General features: G+C 68.0%; 17 protein-coding genes. 12 read left to right on the top strand and 5 right to left on the bottom strand.

What is annotated here, in order from left to right:
* The first annotated feature begins 46 nt into the window (after positions 1 to 46).
* From KK141_RS01490 to ltaE, 5 genes are all read left to right on the top strand, one after another.
* Positions 47 to 1,231, top strand: a complete 1,185-nt coding sequence (locus KK141_RS01490; RefSeq protein WP_214569702.1) for an efflux RND transporter periplasmic adaptor subunit — start codon at positions 47 to 49, stop codon at positions 1,229 to 1,231.
* Positions 1,232 to 1,243: 12 nt separating this feature from the next.
* Positions 1,244 to 4,387 (top strand): efflux RND transporter permease subunit, encoded by a 3,144-nt coding sequence (locus tag KK141_RS01485; RefSeq protein ID WP_214569701.1) that lies wholly within the window; start codon positions 1,244 to 1,246, stop codon positions 4,385 to 4,387.
* Positions 4,380 to 5,822: an efflux transporter outer membrane subunit gene (locus KK141_RS01480; RefSeq protein WP_214569700.1), complete on the top strand. Its 1,443-nt coding sequence runs from the start codon at positions 4,380 to 4,382 to the stop codon at positions 5,820 to 5,822. The genes KK141_RS01485 and KK141_RS01480 overlap by 8 nt, the downstream gene beginning before the upstream one ends.
* Positions 5,819 to 6,445 carry a TetR/AcrR family transcriptional regulator gene (locus tag KK141_RS01475; RefSeq protein ID WP_214569699.1) on the top strand — a complete coding sequence of 209 codons (627 nt, stop codon included), beginning with the start codon at positions 5,819 to 5,821 and terminating at the stop codon, positions 6,443 to 6,445. The genes KK141_RS01480 and KK141_RS01475 overlap by 4 nt, the downstream gene beginning before the upstream one ends.
* A 97-nt stretch (positions 6,446 to 6,542) precedes the next feature.
* Entirely contained in the window at positions 6,543 to 7,559 is a 1,017-nt protein-coding gene (gene ltaE, locus KK141_RS01470) for a low-specificity L-threonine aldolase (protein ID WP_214569698.1), read from the top strand.
* A 4-nt stretch (positions 7,560 to 7,563) separates the two neighbouring features.
* Here ltaE and phaZ read toward each other — a convergent pair whose 3' ends face one another.
* The 3 genes from phaZ to KK141_RS01455 form a co-directional block, all read right to left on the bottom strand.
* The gene (gene phaZ / locus KK141_RS01465) at positions 7,564 to 8,817 is read right to left on the bottom strand and encodes a polyhydroxyalkanoate depolymerase (RefSeq protein WP_214569697.1); all 1,254 of its coding nucleotides are present in this window, start codon (positions 8,815 to 8,817) and stop codon (positions 7,564 to 7,566) included.
* 145 nt (positions 8,818 to 8,962) lie between these two features.
* Positions 8,963 to 9,709, bottom strand: a complete 747-nt coding sequence (locus KK141_RS01460) for a class I SAM-dependent methyltransferase (protein ID WP_214569696.1) — start codon at positions 9,707 to 9,709, stop codon at positions 8,963 to 8,965.
* A 60-nt stretch (positions 9,710 to 9,769) separates the two neighbouring features.
* The gene (locus KK141_RS01455; RefSeq protein ID WP_250901476.1) at positions 9,770 to 10,276 is read right to left on the bottom strand and encodes an RDD family protein; all 507 of its coding nucleotides are present in this window, start codon (positions 10,274 to 10,276) and stop codon (positions 9,770 to 9,772) included.
* Between the two features lie 44 nt (positions 10,277 to 10,320).
* Between KK141_RS01455 and xerD the strand changes: the two genes are divergently transcribed.
* The 6 genes from xerD (at position 10,321) to KK141_RS01425 (ending at position 18,700) form a co-directional block, all read left to right on the top strand.
* Positions 10,321 to 11,232 (top strand): site-specific tyrosine recombinase XerD, encoded by a 912-nt coding sequence (xerD, locus tag KK141_RS01450; protein ID WP_250901475.1) that lies wholly within the window; start codon positions 10,321 to 10,323, stop codon positions 11,230 to 11,232.
* Between the two features lie 91 nt (positions 11,233 to 11,323).
* Entirely contained in the window at positions 11,324 to 12,106 is a 783-nt protein-coding gene (locus KK141_RS01445; RefSeq protein ID WP_214569694.1) for a DsbC family protein, read from the top strand.
* A 102-nt stretch (positions 12,107 to 12,208) separates the two neighbouring features.
* On the top strand, positions 12,209 to 16,069 hold the full coding sequence (gene purL / locus KK141_RS01440) for a phosphoribosylformylglycinamidine synthase (protein ID WP_214569693.1): 3,861 nt from the start codon (positions 12,209 to 12,211) through the stop codon (positions 16,067 to 16,069).
* Between the two features lie 34 nt (positions 16,070 to 16,103).
* Positions 16,104 to 16,835 carry a hypothetical protein gene (locus KK141_RS01435; RefSeq protein WP_214569692.1) on the top strand — a complete coding sequence of 244 codons (732 nt, stop codon included), beginning with the start codon at positions 16,104 to 16,106 and terminating at the stop codon, positions 16,833 to 16,835.
* A 69-nt stretch (positions 16,836 to 16,904) separates the two neighbouring features.
* The gene (locus tag KK141_RS01430; protein ID WP_214569691.1) at positions 16,905 to 17,801 is read left to right on the top strand and encodes a glycosyltransferase family 2 protein; all 897 of its coding nucleotides are present in this window, start codon (positions 16,905 to 16,907) and stop codon (positions 17,799 to 17,801) included.
* Positions 17,798 to 18,700, top strand: a complete 903-nt coding sequence (locus KK141_RS01425) for a DMT family transporter (protein ID WP_214569690.1) — start codon at positions 17,798 to 17,800, stop codon at positions 18,698 to 18,700. The genes KK141_RS01430 and KK141_RS01425 overlap by 4 nt, the downstream gene beginning before the upstream one ends.
* 84 nt (positions 18,701 to 18,784) lie before the next feature.
* Here KK141_RS01425 and KK141_RS01420 read toward each other — a convergent pair whose 3' ends face one another.
* On the bottom strand, positions 18,785 to 19,294 hold the full coding sequence (locus KK141_RS01420; protein WP_214569689.1) for a DUF2127 domain-containing protein: 510 nt from the start codon (positions 19,292 to 19,294) through the stop codon (positions 18,785 to 18,787).
* A 440-nt stretch (positions 19,295 to 19,734) separates the two neighbouring features.
* Between KK141_RS01420 and KK141_RS01415 the strand changes: the two genes are divergently transcribed.
* A complete protein-coding gene (locus tag KK141_RS01415; RefSeq protein ID WP_214569688.1) occupies positions 19,735 to 21,390 on the top strand; it encodes a filamentous hemagglutinin N-terminal domain-containing protein in 1,656 nt (551 codons plus the stop codon).
* Positions 21,391 to 21,468: 78 nt separating this feature from the next.
* On the opposite strand, the gene KK141_RS01410 is transcribed toward KK141_RS01415, so the two are convergent.
* Positions 21,469 to 21,663 (bottom strand): YbdD/YjiX family protein, encoded by a 195-nt coding sequence (locus tag KK141_RS01410; RefSeq protein ID WP_214569687.1) that lies wholly within the window; start codon positions 21,661 to 21,663, stop codon positions 21,469 to 21,471.
* Between the last annotated feature and the right edge of the window lie 3 nt (positions 21,664 to 21,666).

Here is a 21,666-nt window from a genome sequence, read left to right as displayed (position 1 = left end):
CTCTTGTTCTGCCGCCCCTCCCCTCCGGCAGGGACCGAGGTCTCTCATGTCTTCAAATCGTAGTTTCTTGCGCGGCCTGGCCCTGACGGCCCTGGCCGCTTCCGTCCTTACCCTGGCCGCCTGCAAGGGCCAGCAGGGTGCGCAGCAGCAGGGCGGTCCCGCCGAAGTCACCGTAGTAACGCTCAAGCCGCAGGCGGTCACGGTCACGCGCGAGCTGCCGGGGCGCACCAGTGCGTTCCAGATCGCCGAAGTGCGTCCGCAGGTGAATGGCATCGTCAAGCAGCGCCTGTTCGAGGAAGGCGCGCTGGTGAAGGCAGGCCAGCCGCTGTACCAGCTGGACGACGCGGTGTATCGCGCGGAAAACAACAACGCCAAGGCCACGCTGGCGAAAGCGAAGGCCGCGCTGTATTCGGCGCAGCTCAATGCCAAGCGCACCAGCGAGCTGGCGCGTATCGACGCGGTGAGCAAGCAGGACGATGAAACCGCCACCGCGACCTGGCGCCAGGCCGAGGCCGACGTCGCCGCCGGCCAGGCGCAGGTGGAAAGCACCGGCGTCAATCTGGCCTTCGCGCGCATCGTGTCGCCGATCACCGGCCGCATCGGCAAGTCCGCGGTGACGCCGGGCGCGCTGGTCACCGCCAACCAGGCCGATCCGATGGCGCGCGTGCAGCAGATGGACCCGATCTTTATCGACGTCACCCAGTCCAGCGGCGAACTGCTCGATCTGCGCAAGCGCATCGCCGCCGGCTCGCTGAAGGAAGCCGACGGCACGCCGGTGAAGATCCTGCTCGAAGACGGCAGCACCTACGCGCACGACGGCAAGCTGCAGTTCGCCGACGTCAGCGTCGACCCCACCACCGGCAGCTTCGCGCTGCGCGTGATCGTGCCCAATCCGGAAGGCGTGCTGCTGCCCGGCATGTACGTGCGCGCGGTGCTCGACAAGGGCAGCAATCCGCATGGGCTGCTGGTGCCGCAGGCGGGTATTTCGCGCGACCCGAAGGGCGGCGCCACCGCCATGGTCATCGGCAAGGACGGCAAGGCGGAACTGCGCGAAGTGCAGGTCGGCCGCACCGTCGGCGACCAGTGGCTGGTCGAAAGCGGCCTGGCCGCCGGCGACAAGGTGATCGTCGAAGGCCTGCAGATGATCCAGCCCGGCATGCCGGTGCACGCCAGCGAAGCCGGCGCGGCTGCTGTCGCCGCCGGCGGACACGCTGCCGCCGCGGCGCACTGAGGACTCATACCCATGGCACGCTTCTTTATCGATCGCCCCATCTTCGCCTGGGTGATCGCCATCATCGTGATGCTGGCCGGCGCGCTGTCGATGCTGCGCCTGCCGGTATCGCAATACCCGGTGATCGCGCCGCCGCAGGTCACCATCAACGCCAACTACCCCGGCGCTTCGGCGCAGGCGGCGGAAGACTCGGTGACGCAGATCATCGAGCAGAACATGAAGGGCCTGGACGGCCTGCTGTACATGTCCGCCACCAGCGACTCCGACGGCTCGGTGCAGGTCACGCTCACCTTCGAGAACGGCACCAATCCCGACATCGCCCAGGTGCAGGTGCAGAACAAGCTGCAGCTGGCCACGCCGCTGCTGCCGCAGATCGTGCAGCAGCAGGGCATCAACGTGGTGAAGTCCAGCTCCGGCTTCCTGATGGTGGTGGGCTTCGTCTCCGAGGACGGCCGCCTGGACGGCGAAGACATCTCCGACTTCGTCAACGCCCATCTGGTCGATCCGCTGAGCCGCGTCGCCGGCGTGGGCAATATCGAAGTGTTCGGTTCCAAGTACGCCATGCGCATCTGGCTGGACCCGAACAAGCTCGACACCTACAAGCTGACGCCGCCCGAAGTGGTGGCCGCGCTGCGTGCGCAGAACCAGCAGGTGGCGGTGGGCCAGATCGGCGGCAACCCCGCGGTGAAGGGCCAGCAGATCAACGCCTCGGTGATCGCGCAGCAGCGCCTGCAGACGCCGGAGCAGTTCCGCCAGATCGTGATCCGCAGCAATACCGACGGCTCGGTGCTGACGCTGGGCGACGTCGCACGCGTGGAACTGGGCCTGCAGGACTACGGCTCGGCCAGCAAGTACAACGGCAAGTCCGCCACCGGTATCGCCGTCTCGCTCACCTCCGGCGCCAACGCGCTGGCCACGGCCGAGCGCGTGAAGGCGGCGCTCAAGCAGATGGAACCCTCGTTCCCGCGCGGCGTGAAGTCGGTGATCGCGTTCGACACTACGCCGTTCGTGCGCGTGTCGATCGAAGGCGTGATCAAGACCCTGCTCGAAGCGATCGTGCTGGTATTCCTGGTGATGTACCTGTTCCTGCAGAACTTCCGCGCCACGCTGATCCCGACCATCGCGGTGCCGGTGGTGCTGCTGGGCACCTTCGGCGTGCTCGCGGCGATGGGTTATTCGATCAACATGCTCACCATGTTCGCCATGGTGCTGGCGATCGGCCTGCTGGTGGACGACGCCATCGTGGTGGTGGAGAACGTCGAGCGCGTGATGAGCGAGGAAGGGCTGTCGCCGCTGGAAGCGACGCGCAAGTCGATGTCGCAGATCACCGGCGCGCTGGTGGGCATTGCCCTGGTGCTGTCGGCAGTGTTCGTGCCGATGGCTTTCCTGAGCGGTTCCACCGGCGTGATCTACCGGCAGTTCTCGGTGACCATCGTGTCCTCGATGGCCTTGTCGGTGCTGGTGGCGATCGTGCTGACGCCGGCGCTGTGCGCCACCTTGCTCAAGCCGATCGCCAAGGGCCATCACGCCTCCGATCGCGGCTTCTTCGGCTGGTTCAACCGCCGCTTCGACCAGGGCACGCGCAAGTACCAGGGCGTGGTGGGCGCGATCATCGCGCGCGGCCGGCGCTTCCTGCTGGTGTTCGTGGCGATGAGCGCGGCGATGGTGGTGGTGTTCCTGCGCCTGCCCACCTCGTTCCTGCCGATGGAAGACCAGGGCTTTCTGTTCACCATGGTGCAGGCGCCGGTGGGCGCCACCACCGAGCGCACGGCGCGCGTGATGGGCCGCATCGAGCAGCACTTCATGGCCGACCCCGCGGTGGACTCGGTGTTCTCCGTGCTCGGCTTCAGCTTCGCCGGCAACGGCCAGAACGCGGGCATGGCCTTCGTGCAGCTGAAGGACTGGAGCGAGCGCCATGGCGAAGCGGCCAGCCTCAATGCGGTGGCCGGCAATGCCATGGGCGCCTTCAGCCAGTACAAGGACGCGCTGGCCTTCGCCTTCGCGCCGCCGGCGGTGCCGGAGCTGGGCAATTCGGCGGGCTTCGATTTCTATCTGAAGGACAACGCCGGCCTGGGCCACGAAGCCCTGGTGGCGGCGCGCAACCAGTTCCTGCAGGAAGCTGCGCAGAGCAAGCTGCTGGCCAACGTGCGCGCCAACGGCCAGGACGACACGCCGCAGTTCCGCATCGACGTGGACTACAAGAAGGCCGCGGCGCAGGGCCTGTCGATCGGCGATCTCAACGACACGCTGACCATGGCCTGGGGCGGCCAGTACATCGACGACTTCATGGATCGCGGCCGCGTCAAGCGCGTGTTCGTGCAGGCCGATGCGCCGTTTCGCATGGCGCCGGAAGATTTCGAGAAGTGGTCGGTGCGCAATGCCGCCGGTGCGATGGTGCCGTTCCGCGCCTTCGCCAGCACGCGCTGGGATTTCGGTTCGCCGCGCCTGGAACGCTACAACGGCGTGTCCGCGATGCAGATCAATGGCGAGGCCGCGCCGGGCGTGAGCTCGGGCGACGCCATGGCCGAAGTGGAGAAACTGGTGGCCAAGCTGCCGGCCGGCGTCGGCCTGGAATGGACCGGGCAGTCGTACCAGGAGCGCGAGGCCGGTGCGCAGGCGCCGATGCTGTACACGCTGTCGGTGCTGGTGGTGTTCCTGTGCCTGGCCGCGCTGTACGAAAGCTGGTCGATCCCCACCTCGGTGCTGCTGGTGGCGCCGCTGGGCATTCTCGGCACGGTGCTGGCGGCGTACTTCCGCGGGCTGGATCGCGACGTGTACTTCCAGGTGGCGATGCTCACCACGGTGGGCCTGTCGAGCAAGAACGCAATCCTGATCGTGGAGTTCGCCAAGGAGAACGTGGAGAAGGGCATGGCCCTGCTCGACGCCACCTTGCTGGCGGTGCGCACGCGCCTGCGGCCGATCCTGATGACCTCGCTGGCCTTCGGCCTGGGCGTGCTGCCGCTGGCGCTGGCCAACGGCGCGGGTTCCGGCGCGCAGCGCGCGATCGGCACCGGCGTGCTGGGCGGCATGGTCGCCGGTACGGCGCTGGGCCTGTTCTTCGTGCCGCTGTTCTTCGTGCTGGTGCAGCGGCTGTTCGGGCGGCGCAAGCGCGCCGTGGGCGACGTCGCCGTCGCTGGAGATACCTCGCATGAATAAGTCTTTCATTTTGAGTTGTGCGGTCACGCTCGCCTTGAGCCTGAGCGGCTGCGTGAGCCTGGCGCCGAAGGTGCCGTCCGCGCAGCCGGATGTTCCGGTAAGCTGGCCGCTGCCCGAGAACAGCGTGGCGCCCGACGCTTCGGCTCCGGCCGTGAGCCAGGGCAGCACCGCGGATATCGGCTGGCGCCAGTTCTATGTCGATCCGCGCCTGTCCGCGCTGATCGAGCAGGCGCTGCACAACAACCGCGATCTGCGCGTGGCCGTGCTCAACGTGGAGAAGGCGCGCGCGCAGTACCGCATCCAGCGTGCGGACCGCCTGCCGTCGATCGCGGCGACCGCCTCGCTGCAGCGCAGCCGCGACATCAACCAGCCGCAGCCGATCACCCAGCAATACCGCGCCGAACTGGGCACCACCCAGTTCGAGCTGGACCTGTTCGGCCGCGTCGCCTCGCTGAGCACCGGTGCGCTGGAGCGCTACCTGGCCGAAGGCGAGGCCAGCCGCAGCGCGCAGCTGAGCCTGATCGCCGAAGTGGCCAATGCCTGGCTGACGCTGGCGGCGGACCGCGAGTCGCTGAAGGTGGCGCAGGCCACGCGCGACACGCAGGAGGCTTCATTCAAATTGACTGAACAACGCCACGCGCTCGGCGCGGCGTCGAGCCTGGATGTCAGCCAGGCGCAGACCACGGTCGAAACCGCGCGCGCCGACATGGCGCGCTACACCGGCCAGGTGGCGCAGGACATCAACGCGCTGCGCCTGCTGGCAGGCGGTGCGCTGGACGAATCGCTGCTGCCCACCGGCCTGGGCGACGACACCACCATGCTCGGCGCACTGCCGGCGGAGCTGCCCTCGGACGTTCTGCTGCGCCGCCCGGACATCCTGCAGTCGGAACATCTGCTGCGCGCGGCCAATGCCGATATCGGCGCGGCGCGCGCCGCGTTCTTCCCGTCCATCATGCTGACCGGCAGCGTGGGCACGGCCAGCGGGCAGCTCAACAATCTGTTCGACAGCGGCACCCGCGTGTGGAGCTTCGCGCCGCAGATCAGCCTGCCGATCTTCCAGGGCGGCCGTCTGCGTGCGCAACTGGCCGGCGCCAAGGCCGATCAGCAGATCGCGCTGGCGCAGTACGAGAAAGCCATCCAGGCCGGCTTCCGCGAAGTGGCCGATGCGCTGGCGCTTACTTCCACCCTGGCCGGGCAGCGCCAGGCGCAGGAGGCGCTGGTGGGTGCGGCGGCGCGGGCGGACGAGCTTTCGCGGGCGCGCTACAAGGCCGGCAAGGACAGCTACCTGGTGGCACTGGATGCGCAGCGCGCGCTGTACGCCGCGCAGCAGCAGCTCATCGCGACGCGGCTGGCCGAGCAGACCAACCGGGTCACTTTGTATAAAGTGCTGGGCGGCGGCTGGAACGAGCGCAGCCCTATCCCCGGTACCCCATGAGCCGCGACGACAAGAACGACGAAACCACTTTGAGCCCGCGTGCGCGCGAACAGCGCGAGCGCATCCTGGCCGCGGCGCAGCACTGCTTCGTGAAGTACGGTTTCCATGCCGCCAGCATGGCGAACATCGCCGAGGCCGCGGCGATGAGCGCCGGCCTGATCTACCGCTACTTCCCGAACAAGAGCTCGATCGTGCTGGCCATCATCGAGCGCCAGAGCGAGATGGAGCTGGAAGACATCCGCGCGCTGAGCGCATCGACCGATCCGGTCGATGCGCTGATGGAATGCTTCGTGGAATGGAGCCGGCCGCGTCCGGACATGCGCATCATGAATGCGGCGCTGTTCCTGGAAACCAGCGCCGAGGCCACCCGCGACAAGCAGGTGGCGAGCGCGATCCACCACGCCGACGAGCTGGCCTGCATCGAATTCCGCCAATGGCTGGAGAAGCCCGTGGACGAAGGCGGCATCGGCATGTCGCCGGCGATCAGCGAACGCCGCTCGATTGCGTTGATGCTGCTGGTCGAGGGGCTGGCGGTGCGAGCGGCGAGGGACCCGAAGTTCGATACCCAGAAGCTGCGCGAAGCCCTGGCCGAAGTGGTGCCCTTCTTGATGGGTGAGCCCTGATGGGCAAATCCTGATGGGCGAGGGCTGACCGGCCCGCGGCGCTTGTCGCCGCGCCCCGCGCAGGCCAAGCTTGGCGCTTTCCGCCAAGGAGCATGCCGTGGACTGGGTCGACCTGCGCAGCGATACTGTGACCAAGCCCACCCGCGCCATGCGCGAGGCCATGCTGCTGGCCGAGGTGGGCGACGACGTCTACGGCGAAGATCCTACGGTCAACGCCTTGCAGGCCAAGCTGGCGGATGAACTCGGCTTCGAGGCGGCGCTGTTCGTGCCGACCGGCACGCAGTCGAACCTGCTCGCGCTGATGTCGCATTGCGAGCGCGGCGACGAATACCTGGTCGGCGCCGACGCGCATACCTACAAGTTCGAAGGCGGCGGCGCCGCGGTGCTGGGTTCGATCCAGCCGCAGCCGATTCCGCACGAGGCGGATGGCAGCTTGGCGTTGGACAAGCTCGCCGCGGCGATCAAGCCGGTCGATCCGCACTTCGCACGCACGAAGCTGCTGGCCCTGGAAAACACCTGGCACGGCCGTGCGCTCCCGCTGGACTACTTGCATGCCGCGCAGAAATTCGCGCGCGAACGCGGGCTGGGTTTCCATCTCGACGGTGCGCGGCTGTTCAACGCCGCCGTGGCCAGCGGCGTGCATGCGCGCGAGATCGCGAGCCTGTTCGATACCGTCTCGGTCTGTCTGTCGAAGGGGCTGGGTGCGCCCGTAGGTTCGGTGCTGCTCGGTCCCGGCGCCTTGGTGGAGAAGGCACGGCGCTGGCGCAAGGTGGCCGGCGGCGGCTGGCGCCAGGCCGGCATGCTCGCGACGGCGGCCATCCATGCGCTGGATCATCACGTGGCGCGCCTGGCCGAGGATCACGCGCGCGCCGCCACGCTGGCGGCACGCATGGGCGAGATTCCCGGGGTGAAGCTATTGGGCCATCACACCAATATGGTGTTCGTCGACGTGCCGGCGGCGCATCTGCGCGAACTCGACGCGCATCTGCGCGAAGCCAAGGTGCGCATCAGCATCGGCTATCTGCCGACCTTGCGGCTGGTTACCCATCTGGATATCGACGACGATGGTGTGGAACGCACCGTCGATGCGTTCCGCGCGTTTTTCCGGCACTGAGGCCTCAGGCCAGCGGCTGATCGAAGCGCTTGATGAAATCCCGCACCTGCGGGTAGACCACTTCGCGCCAGCGGCGGCCGCTGAAGATGCCGTAATGGCCGGCGCCTTCGATCATCTTGTGCGCGCGCCGATCGGCCGGAATCCCGCTGCACAGCGTGTGCGCCGCCTGGGTCTGGCCCAGGCCGGAGATATCGTCCAGCTCGCCTTCCACGGTGAGCAGGGCGCTCTTGGTGATCGCGGCGGGCGTCACGCGTTCGCCGCGCACGTCCCATAGCCCGCGCGGCAGCAGGAACTGCTGGAACACGGTGTGGATGGTGTCGAGGTAATACTCGGCCGGCATGTCCAGCACGGCGTTGTATTCGTCGTAGAACTTGCGGTGCGCCTGCGCGTCGTCCAGGTCGCCGCGCAGCAGGTCGAGATAGAAATCCCAGTGCGAATTCAGATGGCGGCTGGGGTTCATCGCCACGAAGCCGGCATGCTGCAGGAAGCCCGGATACACCTCGCGGCCATGGCCGGGGTAGTTCGGCGGCACGGTGTGGATCAGGTTGCCCTTGAACCAGCTCAGCGGCTGCGTGGTCGCCAGGCTGTTGACGCCGGTGGGATTGCTGCGCGGCTCGATCGGGCCGCCCATCATGGTCAGGCTCAGCGGCGTGGCTTCGCCGCGCGACGCCATCAGGGACACCGCGGCGAGCACCGGCACGGTCGGCTGGCACACCGAGATCACGTGCAGGCGCTGCGCGCCGATATGGCGGATGAACTCCTGCACGTATTCGACGTAGTCATCCAGATGGAACGTGCCTTGCTCGGCCGGCACCATGCGCGCGTCGACCCAGTCGGTGATGTACACCTTGTGGTCGCGCAGCAGGGTGCGCACGGTGTCGCGCAGCAGGGTGGCGTGGTGGCCGGACAGCGGCGCCACCACCAGCACGGAGGGTTCGTTCTTCAGCCGCTCGATGGTGTCCTGGTCGTCGCTGTAGCGCTTGAAGCGCTTGAGCTCGCAGAACGGCTTGGCCAGCACGGTGCGCTCGACAATGGCGATGTCCTGCCCGTGCGATTCCACCTGGTGGATGCCGAAGGCGGGCTTCTCGTATTCCTTGCCCAGCCGGTGCAGCAGCTCGTAGCCGGCGGCCATGCGCTGCGCGCCGGGCACCTGGGCGAACGGGCCCGAGGGATCGGTCAGCATCTTCGCGCTGGCATCGGCGTAGTGGCTGAGCGGGCCGAGAAAGGCGCGCTGCCATTCGTGAATCTGATAGAGCATGGCGAGAAGATACGAGGGCGGAAAATCTCATTCTACCCGCTCCCGCGCCTCCGTGCTGCGATGCCGCAAGAATGTTATGCGAGTGTAATCAGCGGCTTAAATGAAGCGCCCGACGCTTCGTTCGGGCACTGCGCCGAAAACGACGTCAGGCTTTGCGACAAACCAGCAGGATTTCGTCCACGCCCGTGGTGTCGCCCAGCCCCGCGCGCCATTGCAGCGGCTTCTGCATGCGCACCGCGATCGGCATGAACACGCGGTTGTACCACCACATCGCGCGCTCTCTTTTGTGCGTGAGGTACCACTGGCCGATCTCGAGCAGGCGCGAGGATTTCGGCTGCATGCCGTAGACCGCGCTCTGCTCGATGCGGAAGCCGTGCTGCGCCAGGCGCGCATGGATGTCGTCCGGTTCGTAGCGGCGGCAATGGCCGACGAATTCGTCGAACGGCGTCCACGCCGCGATATGCAGCGGCACCGAAAGCAGCAACGTCGCGCCGGGCGCGGCGACGCGGGCGAGTTCCTTCAATGCACCGACGTCGTCCGCCACGTGCTCGAGAATGTCGAACGCGCAGACCAGGTCGAACTGCGCATCGGTATAGGGCAGGGCGCCGATCGTGCCGTGCACGGCGCTGGCGCCGTGGCGGCGCAGCTTGCGCAGCGCCTCGGCGCTGAGGTCGACGAAGCAGGTGTCCTGCAGCGGCAGGCGCGGGCGCAGGCCAGGGGCGATTTCGAGGCGGCGCGTGGATGCCGCGGACAGTTCGCGCACCAGTGGCCAGGTATTGAAGCGTTCCGGCGGCACTAGGCGGGCTTCGGCCCACAGCGGTTCGTAGAAGCTGCGGTTGGCAGCAGCCAGGTCGGCGTCGCTGCGCGGCGCGGGCGCGAAGTGGGTGGGCATCGGACTAGTGTGGCGCGGGCCCGGCTGACAAGCGAGTGAATGCCGGCGCGAGTTCTTGCGTCAGCCGATGCGCACCACTTCGGTGCCGGCGATCACGTCGTGCAGCGCGCGGCGGCGCGTATTGGTCAGCGCCCAGGCGAAGTAAATGACCCAGGCAATAAGCACCGTCCACAACGCCACCGCGGTGCTGGATACGCGGGCCAGTTCCAGCAGCAACAGCGGTGCGGCACCCACCAGCAGACGGATCAACGCCTGCGCGAAGCGCACCCGTCCGCCATCCACGCGCACCAGCCGCAGGCGCCACGGCCGCATGCCCAGCGTCTGTCCGCCGCGCAGCCACGAAGCGATGAAATACGCCGACAGCACCAGACCCTGCAGCGGCTGATACCACCACACCGTTTCCACATGGCCGGCGGTGGCGATCAGCTGGCCGCCGGTGGCGCGCTGGCAGGCGTAGCCCACCATGGCAACGATGGCGATCACCGCCCACAGGTCGTAGAACAGCGCCAGCAGGCGGCGCGGCAAGGTGGCGGGCATAAGCGAAGGATTCGGGATGCTCGGGTTCATTCGTCGGCTTGCGTCCGGCGCGCGCTATGCCCAGCATCTCGCGCATGTCAGAGAAAGCCGCAAGTATCGCCGAAGCCGACCAGCGCAGCATCGCCGCCTTCCTGGAGCGGGTGTGGTCGGAGGACGGCCTGTCCGACCGCACCCTCGATGCCTACCGCCGCGACCTCGAAGGACTGGCCCGCTGGCTGGCCGGCAAGGGCCTGGGTCTGAACCAGGCGCAGCGCCAGCATCTGTCCGAATACCACGGCGCGCAGCCGGTGGCGGTGCGCTCGATGGCGCGGCGGCAGTCCTCGTTCCGCCGCTACTACGGCTTCGTGGCCCGCAACGAGCCGGGCTTCGAAGATCCCACCTTGCTGATCGAACGCCCGCGCACGCCGCGCAGCCTGCCCAAGGCGCTGGCCGAGCGCGAGATCGAAGGCCTGCTGCAGGCGCCGGACCTGGACACCACCCTGGGCCTGCGCGACCGCGCCATGCTGGAGCTGATGTATGCCTCGGGCCTGCGCGTGTCCGAACTGGTCGAATTGCCGCTGGCTTCGCTCAACCTGCGCCAGGGCGTGCTGCGCGTCACCGGCAAGGGCGGCAAGGACCGCCTGGTGCCGGTGGGCGAGCTGGCGCTGGAGCGGATCGAGGCTTACCTCGCGGCCGCGCGCCCGGTGCTGGCCAAGGGGCGCCAGCCGGCGGCGCTGTTCCTGAGCAAGCGCGGCGAGGGCATGACGCGGCAGATGTTCTGGACCCTGGTCAAGCGCTATGCGCTGCGCGTGGGCATCGTGGCCAAGCGCATCTCGCCGCACGTGCTGCGGCATTCCTTCGCCACCCATCTGCTCAACCACGGCGCCGACCTGCGCGCGCTGCAGATGCTGCTGGGCCACAGCGCGCTCAGCACCACGCAGATCTACACGCTGGTGGCCAAGGAAGGACTCAAGCGGCTGCATGCGCAGCACCATCCGCGCGGTTGAGACAGGCGCGGCGGAGCGTTTAGGCGGCCTGTGCGAGAATCGGGCCATCCCCCGATCATTCCGTGCCGAACGGAAGCCAGTGAGGTTTGCGATGTTCAAGAATGGATGGCTGGCCCTGTGCGCCAGCGTGGTTTGCGCGGTGGCGTTCGCCCAGCCGGCGCACGCCGCCGACGATGCGGCCAAGGCCGGCCCCGAGGACACCGTGCGCCAGGCGGTGCTGGGCCTCGCCAGCAAGGTGAAGATCGAATCGATCAGGCCGGCGCCGCTGCCGGGCTTCTACCAGGTCATTGCCTCCGGCCAGCTGGTCTATGTGAGCGCCGACGGCAAGTACATGCTCACCGGCAACCTGATCGACCTGTCCAGCAAGAAGGACATGAGCGACCTGGTCTGGGCCGACTTCCGCAAGGCCCAGCTGGACAAGCTGCCGGTGTCCGACCGCATCGTGTTCGGTCCGGCCAAGCCGCGCTACAAGGTCACCGTATTCACCGACGTCAACTGCGGCTACTGCCGCGCGCTGCACCAGCACGTGGACGACTTCACCAAGGCCGGCATCGCCCTGGAATACGTGGCCTGGCCGCGCGAAGGCGTGACCAGCACCGCGGGCAATCCCACCCCGACCTATACCGAGATGGTTTCGGTGTGGTGCGCGGCGGACCGCAAGGCCGCCTTCAGCGCCGCCAAGGAGGGCAAGCAGCCCAAGTCGGCCACCTGCGCCAACCCGGTGAAGGATGAGTTCGATCTGGGCGTGCGCTTAGGCGTCACCGGCACCCCGACCATCGTGGCCGAGGACGGCACCGTGATCGGCGGCTACATGACCCCCGATCAGCTGATCGAAGCCCTGCAGAAGCGCGGTATCAAGCCGATCGGGGGCTGAGCCGCCCCCTCCCGGGGAGGGTCCCGCCGGGTCCCTCCCCGATGTTGTCCTGCAGCATGGGGTAGAATGGACGGCTTCTCCGCATAGCTCCCGTTCCCCGCCATGATCGCTCTCGACGGGCAGGCCGCCCTTTCGCCGTTCCGCCTCGAACGTCTCAATGCCCGCCTGGATGCCCTGCATCGCGGCGCCCGCGTGCAGGCTTCGTGGTTCGTCTACTTCATCGACGCCGACGCCGCCCCGGAAGGCGAGCAGCGCCGGCGCCTGCTGGAAGTGCTGGAGGCCAAGGAGAGCGCCGCCGAGACCGCTTCCCTGTGGGTGGTGCCCCGCCTGGGCACGATCTCGCCCTGGTCGAGCAAGGCCACCGACATCCTCCACGGCGCCGGTTTCGCGGTACGCCGCGTGGAGCGCGGTGTGGCCTACCAGATCGCCGGCCTGCCCGAGCCGGGCGCACCCGAATACGACGCGATGATGGCGGTGCTGTGCGACGCCATGACGCAGTCGGTGCTTCACCGCATCGACGAGGCCAAGGGCCTGTTCCTGGCCGGCAAGCCCGGCGACCTGGTGCACATCCCGCTGGGCAGCGACCCGCGCGCCGCCCTGGCCAAGGCCAATGCCGAGCTGGGCCTGGCCCTGGCCGAGGACGAGATCGACTACCTGGCCGAGCGCTACGCCGAGCTGGGCCGCGATCCCACCGACGCCGAACTCTTCATGTTCGCCCAGGCCAATTCCGAGCACTGCCGCCACAAGGTGTTCAACGCCAGCTGGACGCTGGACGGCCAGCCGCAGGACAAGAGCCTGTTCGGCATGATCAAGAACACCCACCAGCACTCGCCGGCCTACACGCTGTCCGCCTACAAGGACAACGCCGCGGTGATCGAGGGCAGCGACGGCAAGCGTTTCTTCACCGGCGCCGACGGCGTGTGGCGCCGCAGCGGCGAGCGCATCGACTACGCGATCAAGGTGGAAACGCACAACCATCCCACCGCGATCGCACCCTGGCCGGGCGCGGCCACCGGTGCCGGCGGCGAGATCCGCGACGAAGGCGCCACCGGCCGCGGCGCCAAGCCGAAGGCGGGGCTCAGCGGTTTCTCGGTGTCCGACCTGCGCATTCCCGGTCATCCGCAGCCGTGGGAAGTGGAGCGTCCGCTGCCGCCGCGCATGGCCAGCGCGTTCGAGATCATGCGCGACGGCCCGCTCGGCGCCGCCGCGTTCAATAACGAATTCGGCCGCCCCTGCCTGGGCGGCTATTTCCGCACCTACGAGCACGAGACCGGCGAAGCCGGCGTGCGCCGCGGCTACGACAAGCCGATCATGATCGCCGGCGGCCTGGCCAATATCCGCTCCGGCCACGTGCAGAAGCTGGAGATCCAGCCCGGCCACAAGGTGATCGTGCTGGGCGGCCCGGCCATGCTGATCGGCCTGGGCGGCGGCGCCGCCTCGTCGGTGGCTTCCGGCACCTCTAGCGCGGAGCTGGATTTCGCCTCCGTGCAGCGCGACAACGCCGAGATGGAGCGCCGCTGCCAGCAGGTGATCGACAGCTGCTGGTCGCTGGGCGACGACAACCCCATCGTGAGCATCCACGACGTCGGCGCGGGCGGTCTTTCCAACGCCATTCCCGAACTGCTCAACGATGCGGGCGTGGGCGGCGTGATCGATCTCTCGAAGGTGCCGTGCGACGACCCGTCGCTGTCGCCGATGCAGGTGTGGAGCAACGAATCGCAGGAGCGCTACGTGCTCGGCATCGCCGCCGAGCGCCTGGCCGAATTCGAAGCGTTCTGCGTGCGCGAGCGCTGCCCCTACGCGGTGGTCGGCGACGCCACCGAAGAGCGCCGCCTGCTGGTGGCCGACCCGCGCCGCGAGCTCACCGTCATCGACCTGCCGATGGACGTGCTGTTCGGCAAGGCGCCGCGCATGCACCGCGACGCCAAGCGCGTGAAGCCGCGCATCGACGTGGTGCCGGATCTGTCCGGCATCAGCATGGACGAGGCCCTGCGCCGCGTACTGCGCCTGCCCACCGTGGGCAGCAAGAGCTTCCTGGTCACCATCGGCGACCGCACCGTGGGCGGCTTGAATCATCGCGATCCGATGGTCGGCCCCTGGCAGGTGCCGGTGGCCGATTGCGCCGTGACCATCGCCGATTTCGACGGCTACGCCGGCGAAGCCATGGCCATGGCCGAGCGCGCGCCGGTAGCCCTGCTGAGCAGCGCCGATGCGGCGCGCCTGGCGGTGGGCGAGGCCATCACCAACCTGGCCGCCGCGCCGATCCGCTCGCTGGGCGAAGTGCGCCTGTCGGCGAACTGGATGGCTGCGGTGAACCACCCCGGCGAAGACGCGGCCCTGTTCGAAGCGGTGAAGGCCGTGGGCATGGAGCTGTGCCCGGAGCTGGACATCTCCATCCCGGTGGGCAAGGACTCGCTGTCCATGCAGACGGTGTGGACCGACGGCGACCAGCCGCAGCGCACGATCGCGCCGGTGTCGCTGGTGATTACGGGTTTTGCGCGCGTGCACGACGTGCGCCGCACGCTCACCCCGCAGCTGCGCCTGGACCGCGGCGATTCCGACCTGTGGCTGCTGGACCTCGGCGGCGGCCGCGACCGCCTCGGCGGCTCCGCGCTGACCCAGGTGTTCAACCGTGGCGGCGGCGTGCCGCCGGATCTGGATGACGCCAAGCATCTGAAGGGCCTGTTCGACCTGGTGCAGGAAGCCAATGCGGCCGGCCTGCTGCTGGCCTATCACGACCGCTCCGACGGCGGCGCCATCGTCACCCTGCTGGAAATGGCTTTCGCCGGCCGTTGCGGCCTGGAGATCCAGCTCGAAGGCTGGGCCGAGGCCGCGCTGCGCGCGCTGTTCAACGAAGAACTGGGCGCCGTGGTGCAGGTGGCGCAGGCCAACCGCGAGGCGTTCGAGGCGCTGCTGGTCAAGCACGGCCTGGCCGGCATGAGCTATCGCATCGGCCATCCGAAGGAAAAGCTCGGCATCAAGCTGTTCCACGGCGGCGAGAAGCAGTTCGCCTGGAAGTGGACCGAGCTGTTCGCCGCGTGGAACGAAACCAGCCACCACATGCAGCGCCTGCGCGACAACCCGCTCAGCGCCGACGCGGAACTGGAATGGCGCCTGGACGACGCCGACCCGGGCATCAGCCCCAAGCTCAGCTTCGACCCGACCGACGACGTGGCCGCGCCGCTGATCGCCAAGGGCGCGCGTCCGCGCGTGGCGATCCTGCGCGAGCAGGGCGTCAACGGCCAGGTGGAAATGGCCGCCGCGTTCGACCGCGCCGGCTTCGAGGCGGTGGACGTGCATATGTCCGACCTGGCCAGCGGCCGCATCAAGCTGGCTGATTTCCGCGGCTTCGCGGCTTGCGGCGGCTTCTCGTACGGCGACGTGCTGGGCGCCGGCCGCGGCTGGGCCACCTCGATCATGTACAACGAAATGCTGCGCGCACAGTTCACCGCGTTCTTCGCCGACACCAGCAAGTTCGCGCTGGGCGTGTGCAACGGCTGCCAGATGCTGTCGCAGCTGAAGGAGATCATCCCGGGCGCGCAGCATTGGCCGAAGTTCCTGCGCAATGCGTCCGAGCAGTACGAAGGCCGCGTCGCCACGCTGGAAGTGCTCGATTCGCCCAGCATCTTCTTCAAGGGCATGGCCGGTTCGCGCATCCCGGTGGCGGTGGCGCACGGCGAAGGCCGCGTGAGCTTCCCGCAGGTGTGCAGCCCGTCGAAGTCCGGCGGCGCGGTGCGCTTCGTCGATAACCGCGGCCGACCGACCGAGCACTACCCGCTCAACCCGAACGGCTCGCCGGGCGGCCTGGCCGGCTTCACCGCGGCCGACGGCCGCGTGACGATCATGATGCCGCACCCCGAGCGCGTGTTCCGCAGCGCGCAGATGAGCTGGCACCCGGATCACTGGGGCGAGGACTCGCCGTGGATGCGCATGTTCCGCAACGCCAGGGTGTGGTGCGGCTGACAGCCCGCCATAAGCTTGTGACCGGGCGCACCGCATGAATGCGCCCGGCCAGCGTTTCGCCCGCTGGCTGCTGCTGGCCGGATGGGCGGTATTGCTGGCGCTGCTGCCGTGGTGGCTGGGGTTGGCATTGCTGGTCGCGCTTACCGCGGGTGCGGCGATCTACACGCGCCGCTCCCATCCATGGGGTGAGCTGTGCCGCAGCGGCTTGAAGTGGGGCCTGCCGGGCCTGCTGTTCGCCGTGCAGCGTGCGCTCGGCGGCGACCTCATCGCCTGGGGCGCGGCCTTGCTCGGCGCCCTGGTCGGTTATTCGCTGGTGGCATTGCTGGAATCGCTGCTGCTGCATCGCGTACGGCGCGCGTCGGCACCGACGCCGGAATGGAGCGAGCTGGCGATGGCGCCCGTGGGACCGCCGGCGCGCATCATCGAGCTGGCGCCGGTGCAATGGCGCGACGCGGCCGACGTGCACGAGCTGCAGTACGAAGCCACCGGCCAGGACGAAGGCAACTATCGCCTCGCCGACGGGCACACACTGCGGCGCCTGGGTTCGCGCTGCAGCTTCAGCCCGCAGGGCCGCTGGTTCGCGGCGAATCAGTCCGGCGGCAACGGCGACCTGCTGTTCGACCGCACGCGCGGCAAGCAGCATCGCCTGCGCGGCTGGGAACTGTGCGGCTGGGACCAGGACGATGCCCCCTGGCTGGCCCGCCATGCCGACGGCGTGCCGGTGCCTCTGCACGAAGCGCTGGGCCAGGACGCACCGCGTGATTGATGCTTCCTCCACCGCGATGTCGCGCCGCCGCTATGCCGTTCGCCGGCTGCTCCCCCATACTTGGCGATCATGAATTCAGCCTTCGAAACCACACCCCTCGTCAGCGTGATCGTCGTGGCCGCGGATAGCGGTCCGACCCTGCGCGAATGTGTACGACGCGTGATGGAATGCGAGGTGCCGCTGGAATTGATCCTGGTGGATAACGGGTCGTCCGACGGCACGCCGCAGGCGATCGAGCGCGCGATGCAGCACGAGTGGCGGCTGCGCCCGCTCTACAACCACGCCAATCTCGGCTTCGGCCCCGCGGTGAACCGCGGCGCCGCGCAGGCGCGGGCCAAACTGCTGCTGATCCTCAATCCGGACTGCATGCTCGACGACGCCAGCCTGCGGCGCCTGCTGGAGCTGCAGCAGGCGCATCCGAAGGCCGGCGTGATCGGCGCGGTGGTGTGCGACGAGCAAGGCCGGCCGGATCGCGCTTCGTATCGCCGCGACCCTTATCTCGGCCGCGCGCTGCGCACCTTCATGGGGCAGGGCGAGGGCGTGAACATCGGTGGCGACATGCCCGCCGAACCGGTGCAGGTGGAAGCGGTGTCGGGTGCGCTGATGCTGATGCCGCGCGTGGCGTTCGAGAACCTCCGCGGTTTCGACGAAGCCTATTTCCTGCATTGCGAAGACCTGGACCTGTGCCGCCGCGCGCGCGACGCCGGCTATCAGGTGTGGCTGGCCGGCGACGTGCGCGTGCTGCACGGCAAGGGCGGCTCCAGCCGGCACCGGCCGGTGTTCGTCAGCTGGCACAAGCATCGCGGCATGTGGCGCTGGTTCCGCAAGTTCGATCCGGCGGCGCGCAACCCGGCCGTGTCCGCCGTGGTGTGGCTGGGCGTGTGGGCGCATTTCCTGCTGAAGATCCCCGGCCAGTGGCTGCGCCTGCTGCGCCGCCGTCCGGCGCCCGCGGCGAGTGACGCATGAGCGCTGCGCAGGCGCGCGTCGCCACGCTGGCGACGCTGGGGCTGGTCGCGGTCACCACCATCTGGGGTTCCACGTTTTTCCTGATCAAGGATCTGGTCGGGCGCATGGCGCCGGCGGATTTCCTGGCGGTGCGCTTCCTGATCGCGGCGGTGTCGATGCTGCTGCTGTTCCATCGCTCGCTGCGGCGGCTGGGCAGGCGCGAATGGCTGCAGGGCGCGGCGCTCGGCGTCGTGTACGGCATCGCGCAGCTGCTGCAGACGACCGGCCTGGAACATACCTCCGCCAGCATCAGCGGCTTCGCCACCGGCATGTATGTGGTGTTCACGCCGCTGCTCGGCACCGTGCTGCTGCGGCAGCGTCTGCCGTCGATCACCTGGATCGCCGTGCTGCTCGCCGTCGGCGGCCTGGCCTTGCTGGCGCTGCGCGGTTTCAGCCTGGGCTATGGCGTGTGGATCACCCTGGCGTCGGCCTTGCTGTACGGCCTGCATATCGTGGGGCTGGGCGTGTGGTCGCGGCCGGGGCATGCGTTCGCGCTGTCGACGTTGCAGATGCTGGTGATCGCAGCCGTGTGTCTGCTGGCCACGCTGCCGCATGGCCCTTCCTTGCCGCCGGATGCGAAGGCATGGGTGGCAGTGGTGTACATGGCGCTCGCCGCCGGTGCCGGCGCCATGCTGGTGCAGACCTGGGCACAGGCGCATATCAGCGCGACGCGGGCGGCGATCGTGATGACGACGGAGCCGGTGTTCGCTGCGGGGTTTGCGGTGGCGTTCGGCGGGGAAGGGCTGACGTGGCGGATGCTGGCCGGCGGGGCCTTGATCCTCGGAGCGATGTATCTGGTGGAGCTGGCGCCGCGGCGTTCGAACGCTTTATCTGCCGAGGCCGCGCATCACGAGGTGTAGGTTGGGGTGAGCCGCAGGCGAACCCCAACGTCGCGGTGCACATGAGCGTGACGATGTTGGGGTTCGCCTGCGGCTCACCCCAACCTACGGCGCTTTCTTCGGCCGCGGCTGCATGGCAATCCGCACCAGATAAACCACGATCGCGATATTCCCCAGCAGCACCACCAGCTTCAGCCAGCTGAAGTGCGCAATCGTCTCGTAGAACTCCACCGGCACCAGCGACCCGGTGGCGATCACCGTGAACCACTCCGCCCAGTGCTTGCGCAGCCACAGCCCCGTGCCCTCGGTGGCGAAGATCGCCGCATAAGCCAGCGCCACGATGCCTACCGCCACGAACTTGCTCGGCCCCTGCTCCATCAGCAGATTCACCAGCTGCCAGCGCAGATGGTTGCTGTCTGTGAGCGACAGGTGCTCCAGCCAGTGCACCAGGTGATCGAAGCTTTCCTGCCGGTTGAGCCTGAAGGCGGCGATCGCGACCAGGATCAAGCCCACGGTCTTGAATGCCTTGTAGATGGCGATGATGCGCAGGCCGAGACTGTGCTGCGCCTCGATTTCCGAGCTGGGCCGGGTGAGATGGTGGTCTGAGTGGGTCATGGTGGCCGGGGACTTGGCGATGTCCCTATTGTCCCTGGAGCCACCTGAGCCGGGAATAGCCCAGGCGTAAGTTGCCAGCGGAGAGCCGCGGTTGTGCCGGCTTCGATGGCGCCTGCGAGCTATTGGAAAAATCCAGGCGCCCAGGCATCGGCACCCCTGCAATATCCCGCGCTTCCCCCAAAGCGCATCAGGGATCGCATCACGTGCCTACGCTCGGCAGTCATAGCGGCACCGCATCCATGCAGGCGGATACAGCCCGCCATCGCGTCCCTTTCCGGCCTCCATTCCACGCAGGCAACACCCCCGCGCAGCCAGCGCAGTCCGGGTAATTCCGCGCCCCAAATGTCCTTGCTACGGCTGGCCTTCAAGGCCGCCGCCGCGTTTCCGCGATCCATGGATGGCTCGCGGCCCGAGGGGGTATTCAAAATGAGGCAATTCGCATGTCGAAATCCAAGAACCATGTCCTGCGCCGCCGCGAGCTGTATGTGGCGGCCGCGCTGATCCTTCCGGCCAGTGCGTTTGCGGCGATCACGCCGGTGGCGGGCGGGGCGAACGTGCTGCCGGGCAACACGCCGGTGGTGAATATCGTTGCGCCCAACGCGGCCGGCGTGTCGCACAACCGCTTCGATGCGTTCGGTGTCGATGCGTCGGGCGTGGTGCTCAATAACAGCGTCAATGCGGTGAAGTCGCAGCTCGCCGGCCAGATCGACGGCAATGCGAACTTCGCCGGCCGCGCGGCCCAGGTGATCATCACCGAAGTCACCGGCAAGACCGCCACCGCACTGAACGGCGCCATGGAAATCGCCGGTCAGCGCGCGGCCCTGGTGGTGGCCAATCCGAACGGGATCAGCGCCGACGGCGCCAGCTTCATCAACGCCTCGCGCGTCACGCTGACCACCGGCACGCCGCAGTTGGATCGCTATGGCCGGCTAAATGCGATCAATGTCAGCCAGGGCGTGATCAGCGTGACTGGAAAGGGTCTCGATGCGACCGGCGCCCAGCGCGCCGATCTGCTCGCGCGCAGCGTGGAACTCAACGCCAAGCTGCAGGCTAGGCAGCTGAGCGTGGTGACCGGCGCGAACACGATCGGCTATGCCAATGGGCGTATTTCCTCGGCCGAAGCCAAGGATGCGGCGCCGACCGTGGCGCTGGACGTGGCGGCGCTGGGCAGCATGTATGCCGATGCGATCCAGATGGTCGGCACCGAGAACGGTGTGGGCGTGAATATCGCCGGCACGATTCAAGCCTCGAAGGGCAGCGTAGTGATGGACGCGGCAGGCGCGGTGAATGTCGCCGCATCCGGTGCCTTGAAAGCGCAGGCCGATGTGATCCTCAATTCCGGCCATGTCGATCGCTACGGCGCGTCGTCCGATGGCGCGGGCGTGAGCGTTGCTGGCCAGCTCGAAGCGGTGAACGGTTCGATGAGCCTCTCCAGCACGGGTTCGGTGGACGTGGCCGAGACGGGCACGCTGAAAACGCAGCGCTATGCGAACCTCAGCGCGGGTTCCGGCCCCTGGGGTTATCCGGCGTCCGATACGGCCGGCGTGAACGTGGCCGGCAAGCTTGACGCCGGCTCGCTCACGGTGAACAGCGCCGGCGCGCTGAAGGTGGCCAAGTCCGGCACGCTGACCGCGAAGAACGACGTGTATCTGCGTGCCGGCGATCGCTACGGTTATGCGGCCGACAGCGGCATCGACGTGGCGGGTAAGGTGCAGGCCACGTCCGGTTCGGTATCGGCCAGTGCGTCCGGTGCGATGAAGATCGCCGACAGCGGCAGCGTGCAGGCGCAGCGGGATCTGTATCTGTCGGCATCGGATATGGACAACGCCGGCGCGATGACCACGGTCAAGGGCAATATCTACGCGCGCGGCCCGGGCTTGTGGTCCAGCCAGTCGAGCAAGTTCGCCAACACCGGCTCGATCTCCGCCGGCGGCCGGGCCTACGTCACCGGCTTCGACGACAAGGAAGTGGGTGGCACCGTCCACACCGCCAAGGGCGACTTCCTGCTGGACGAATACGGCCATCAGCTGAAGTCGGGCAGCGAGGATCACACGGGCTCGGACTTCAAGGCGAAGTGGGGCAGCTGGATGTGGTGAGCTGACATCCCGTCAGCGGTTTGAAAAAAGACGGCCGGGGCGCAAACCCCGGCCGTTCTGTTTTTCACGGTGGGCCATTCAGCAGCAGCGCCCGCCCGTTCCTTTGTATCGCGCAACTTGCCGCTCGCGGAAAAACTCCGCATACGTAGGCACCGCACGTTCCGGATGATGCTCGCGCAGATGCCGCACATACACGTCGTAATCCGGAACGCCGCAGCACAGGCGGGCGGTCTGCACCGCCCATTTCCGGAATGCCTCGAAGCTGGCTTTCATGGC

This window comes from Dyella sp. LX-66 (assembly GCF_018599165.1).
Classification (GTDB): Bacteria; Pseudomonadota; Gammaproteobacteria; order Xanthomonadales; family Rhodanobacteraceae; genus Dyella_D; species Dyella_D marensis.
Note: the sequence above shows the minus strand (reverse complement) of the source record. Positions and strands in the feature narration are given on the sequence as shown.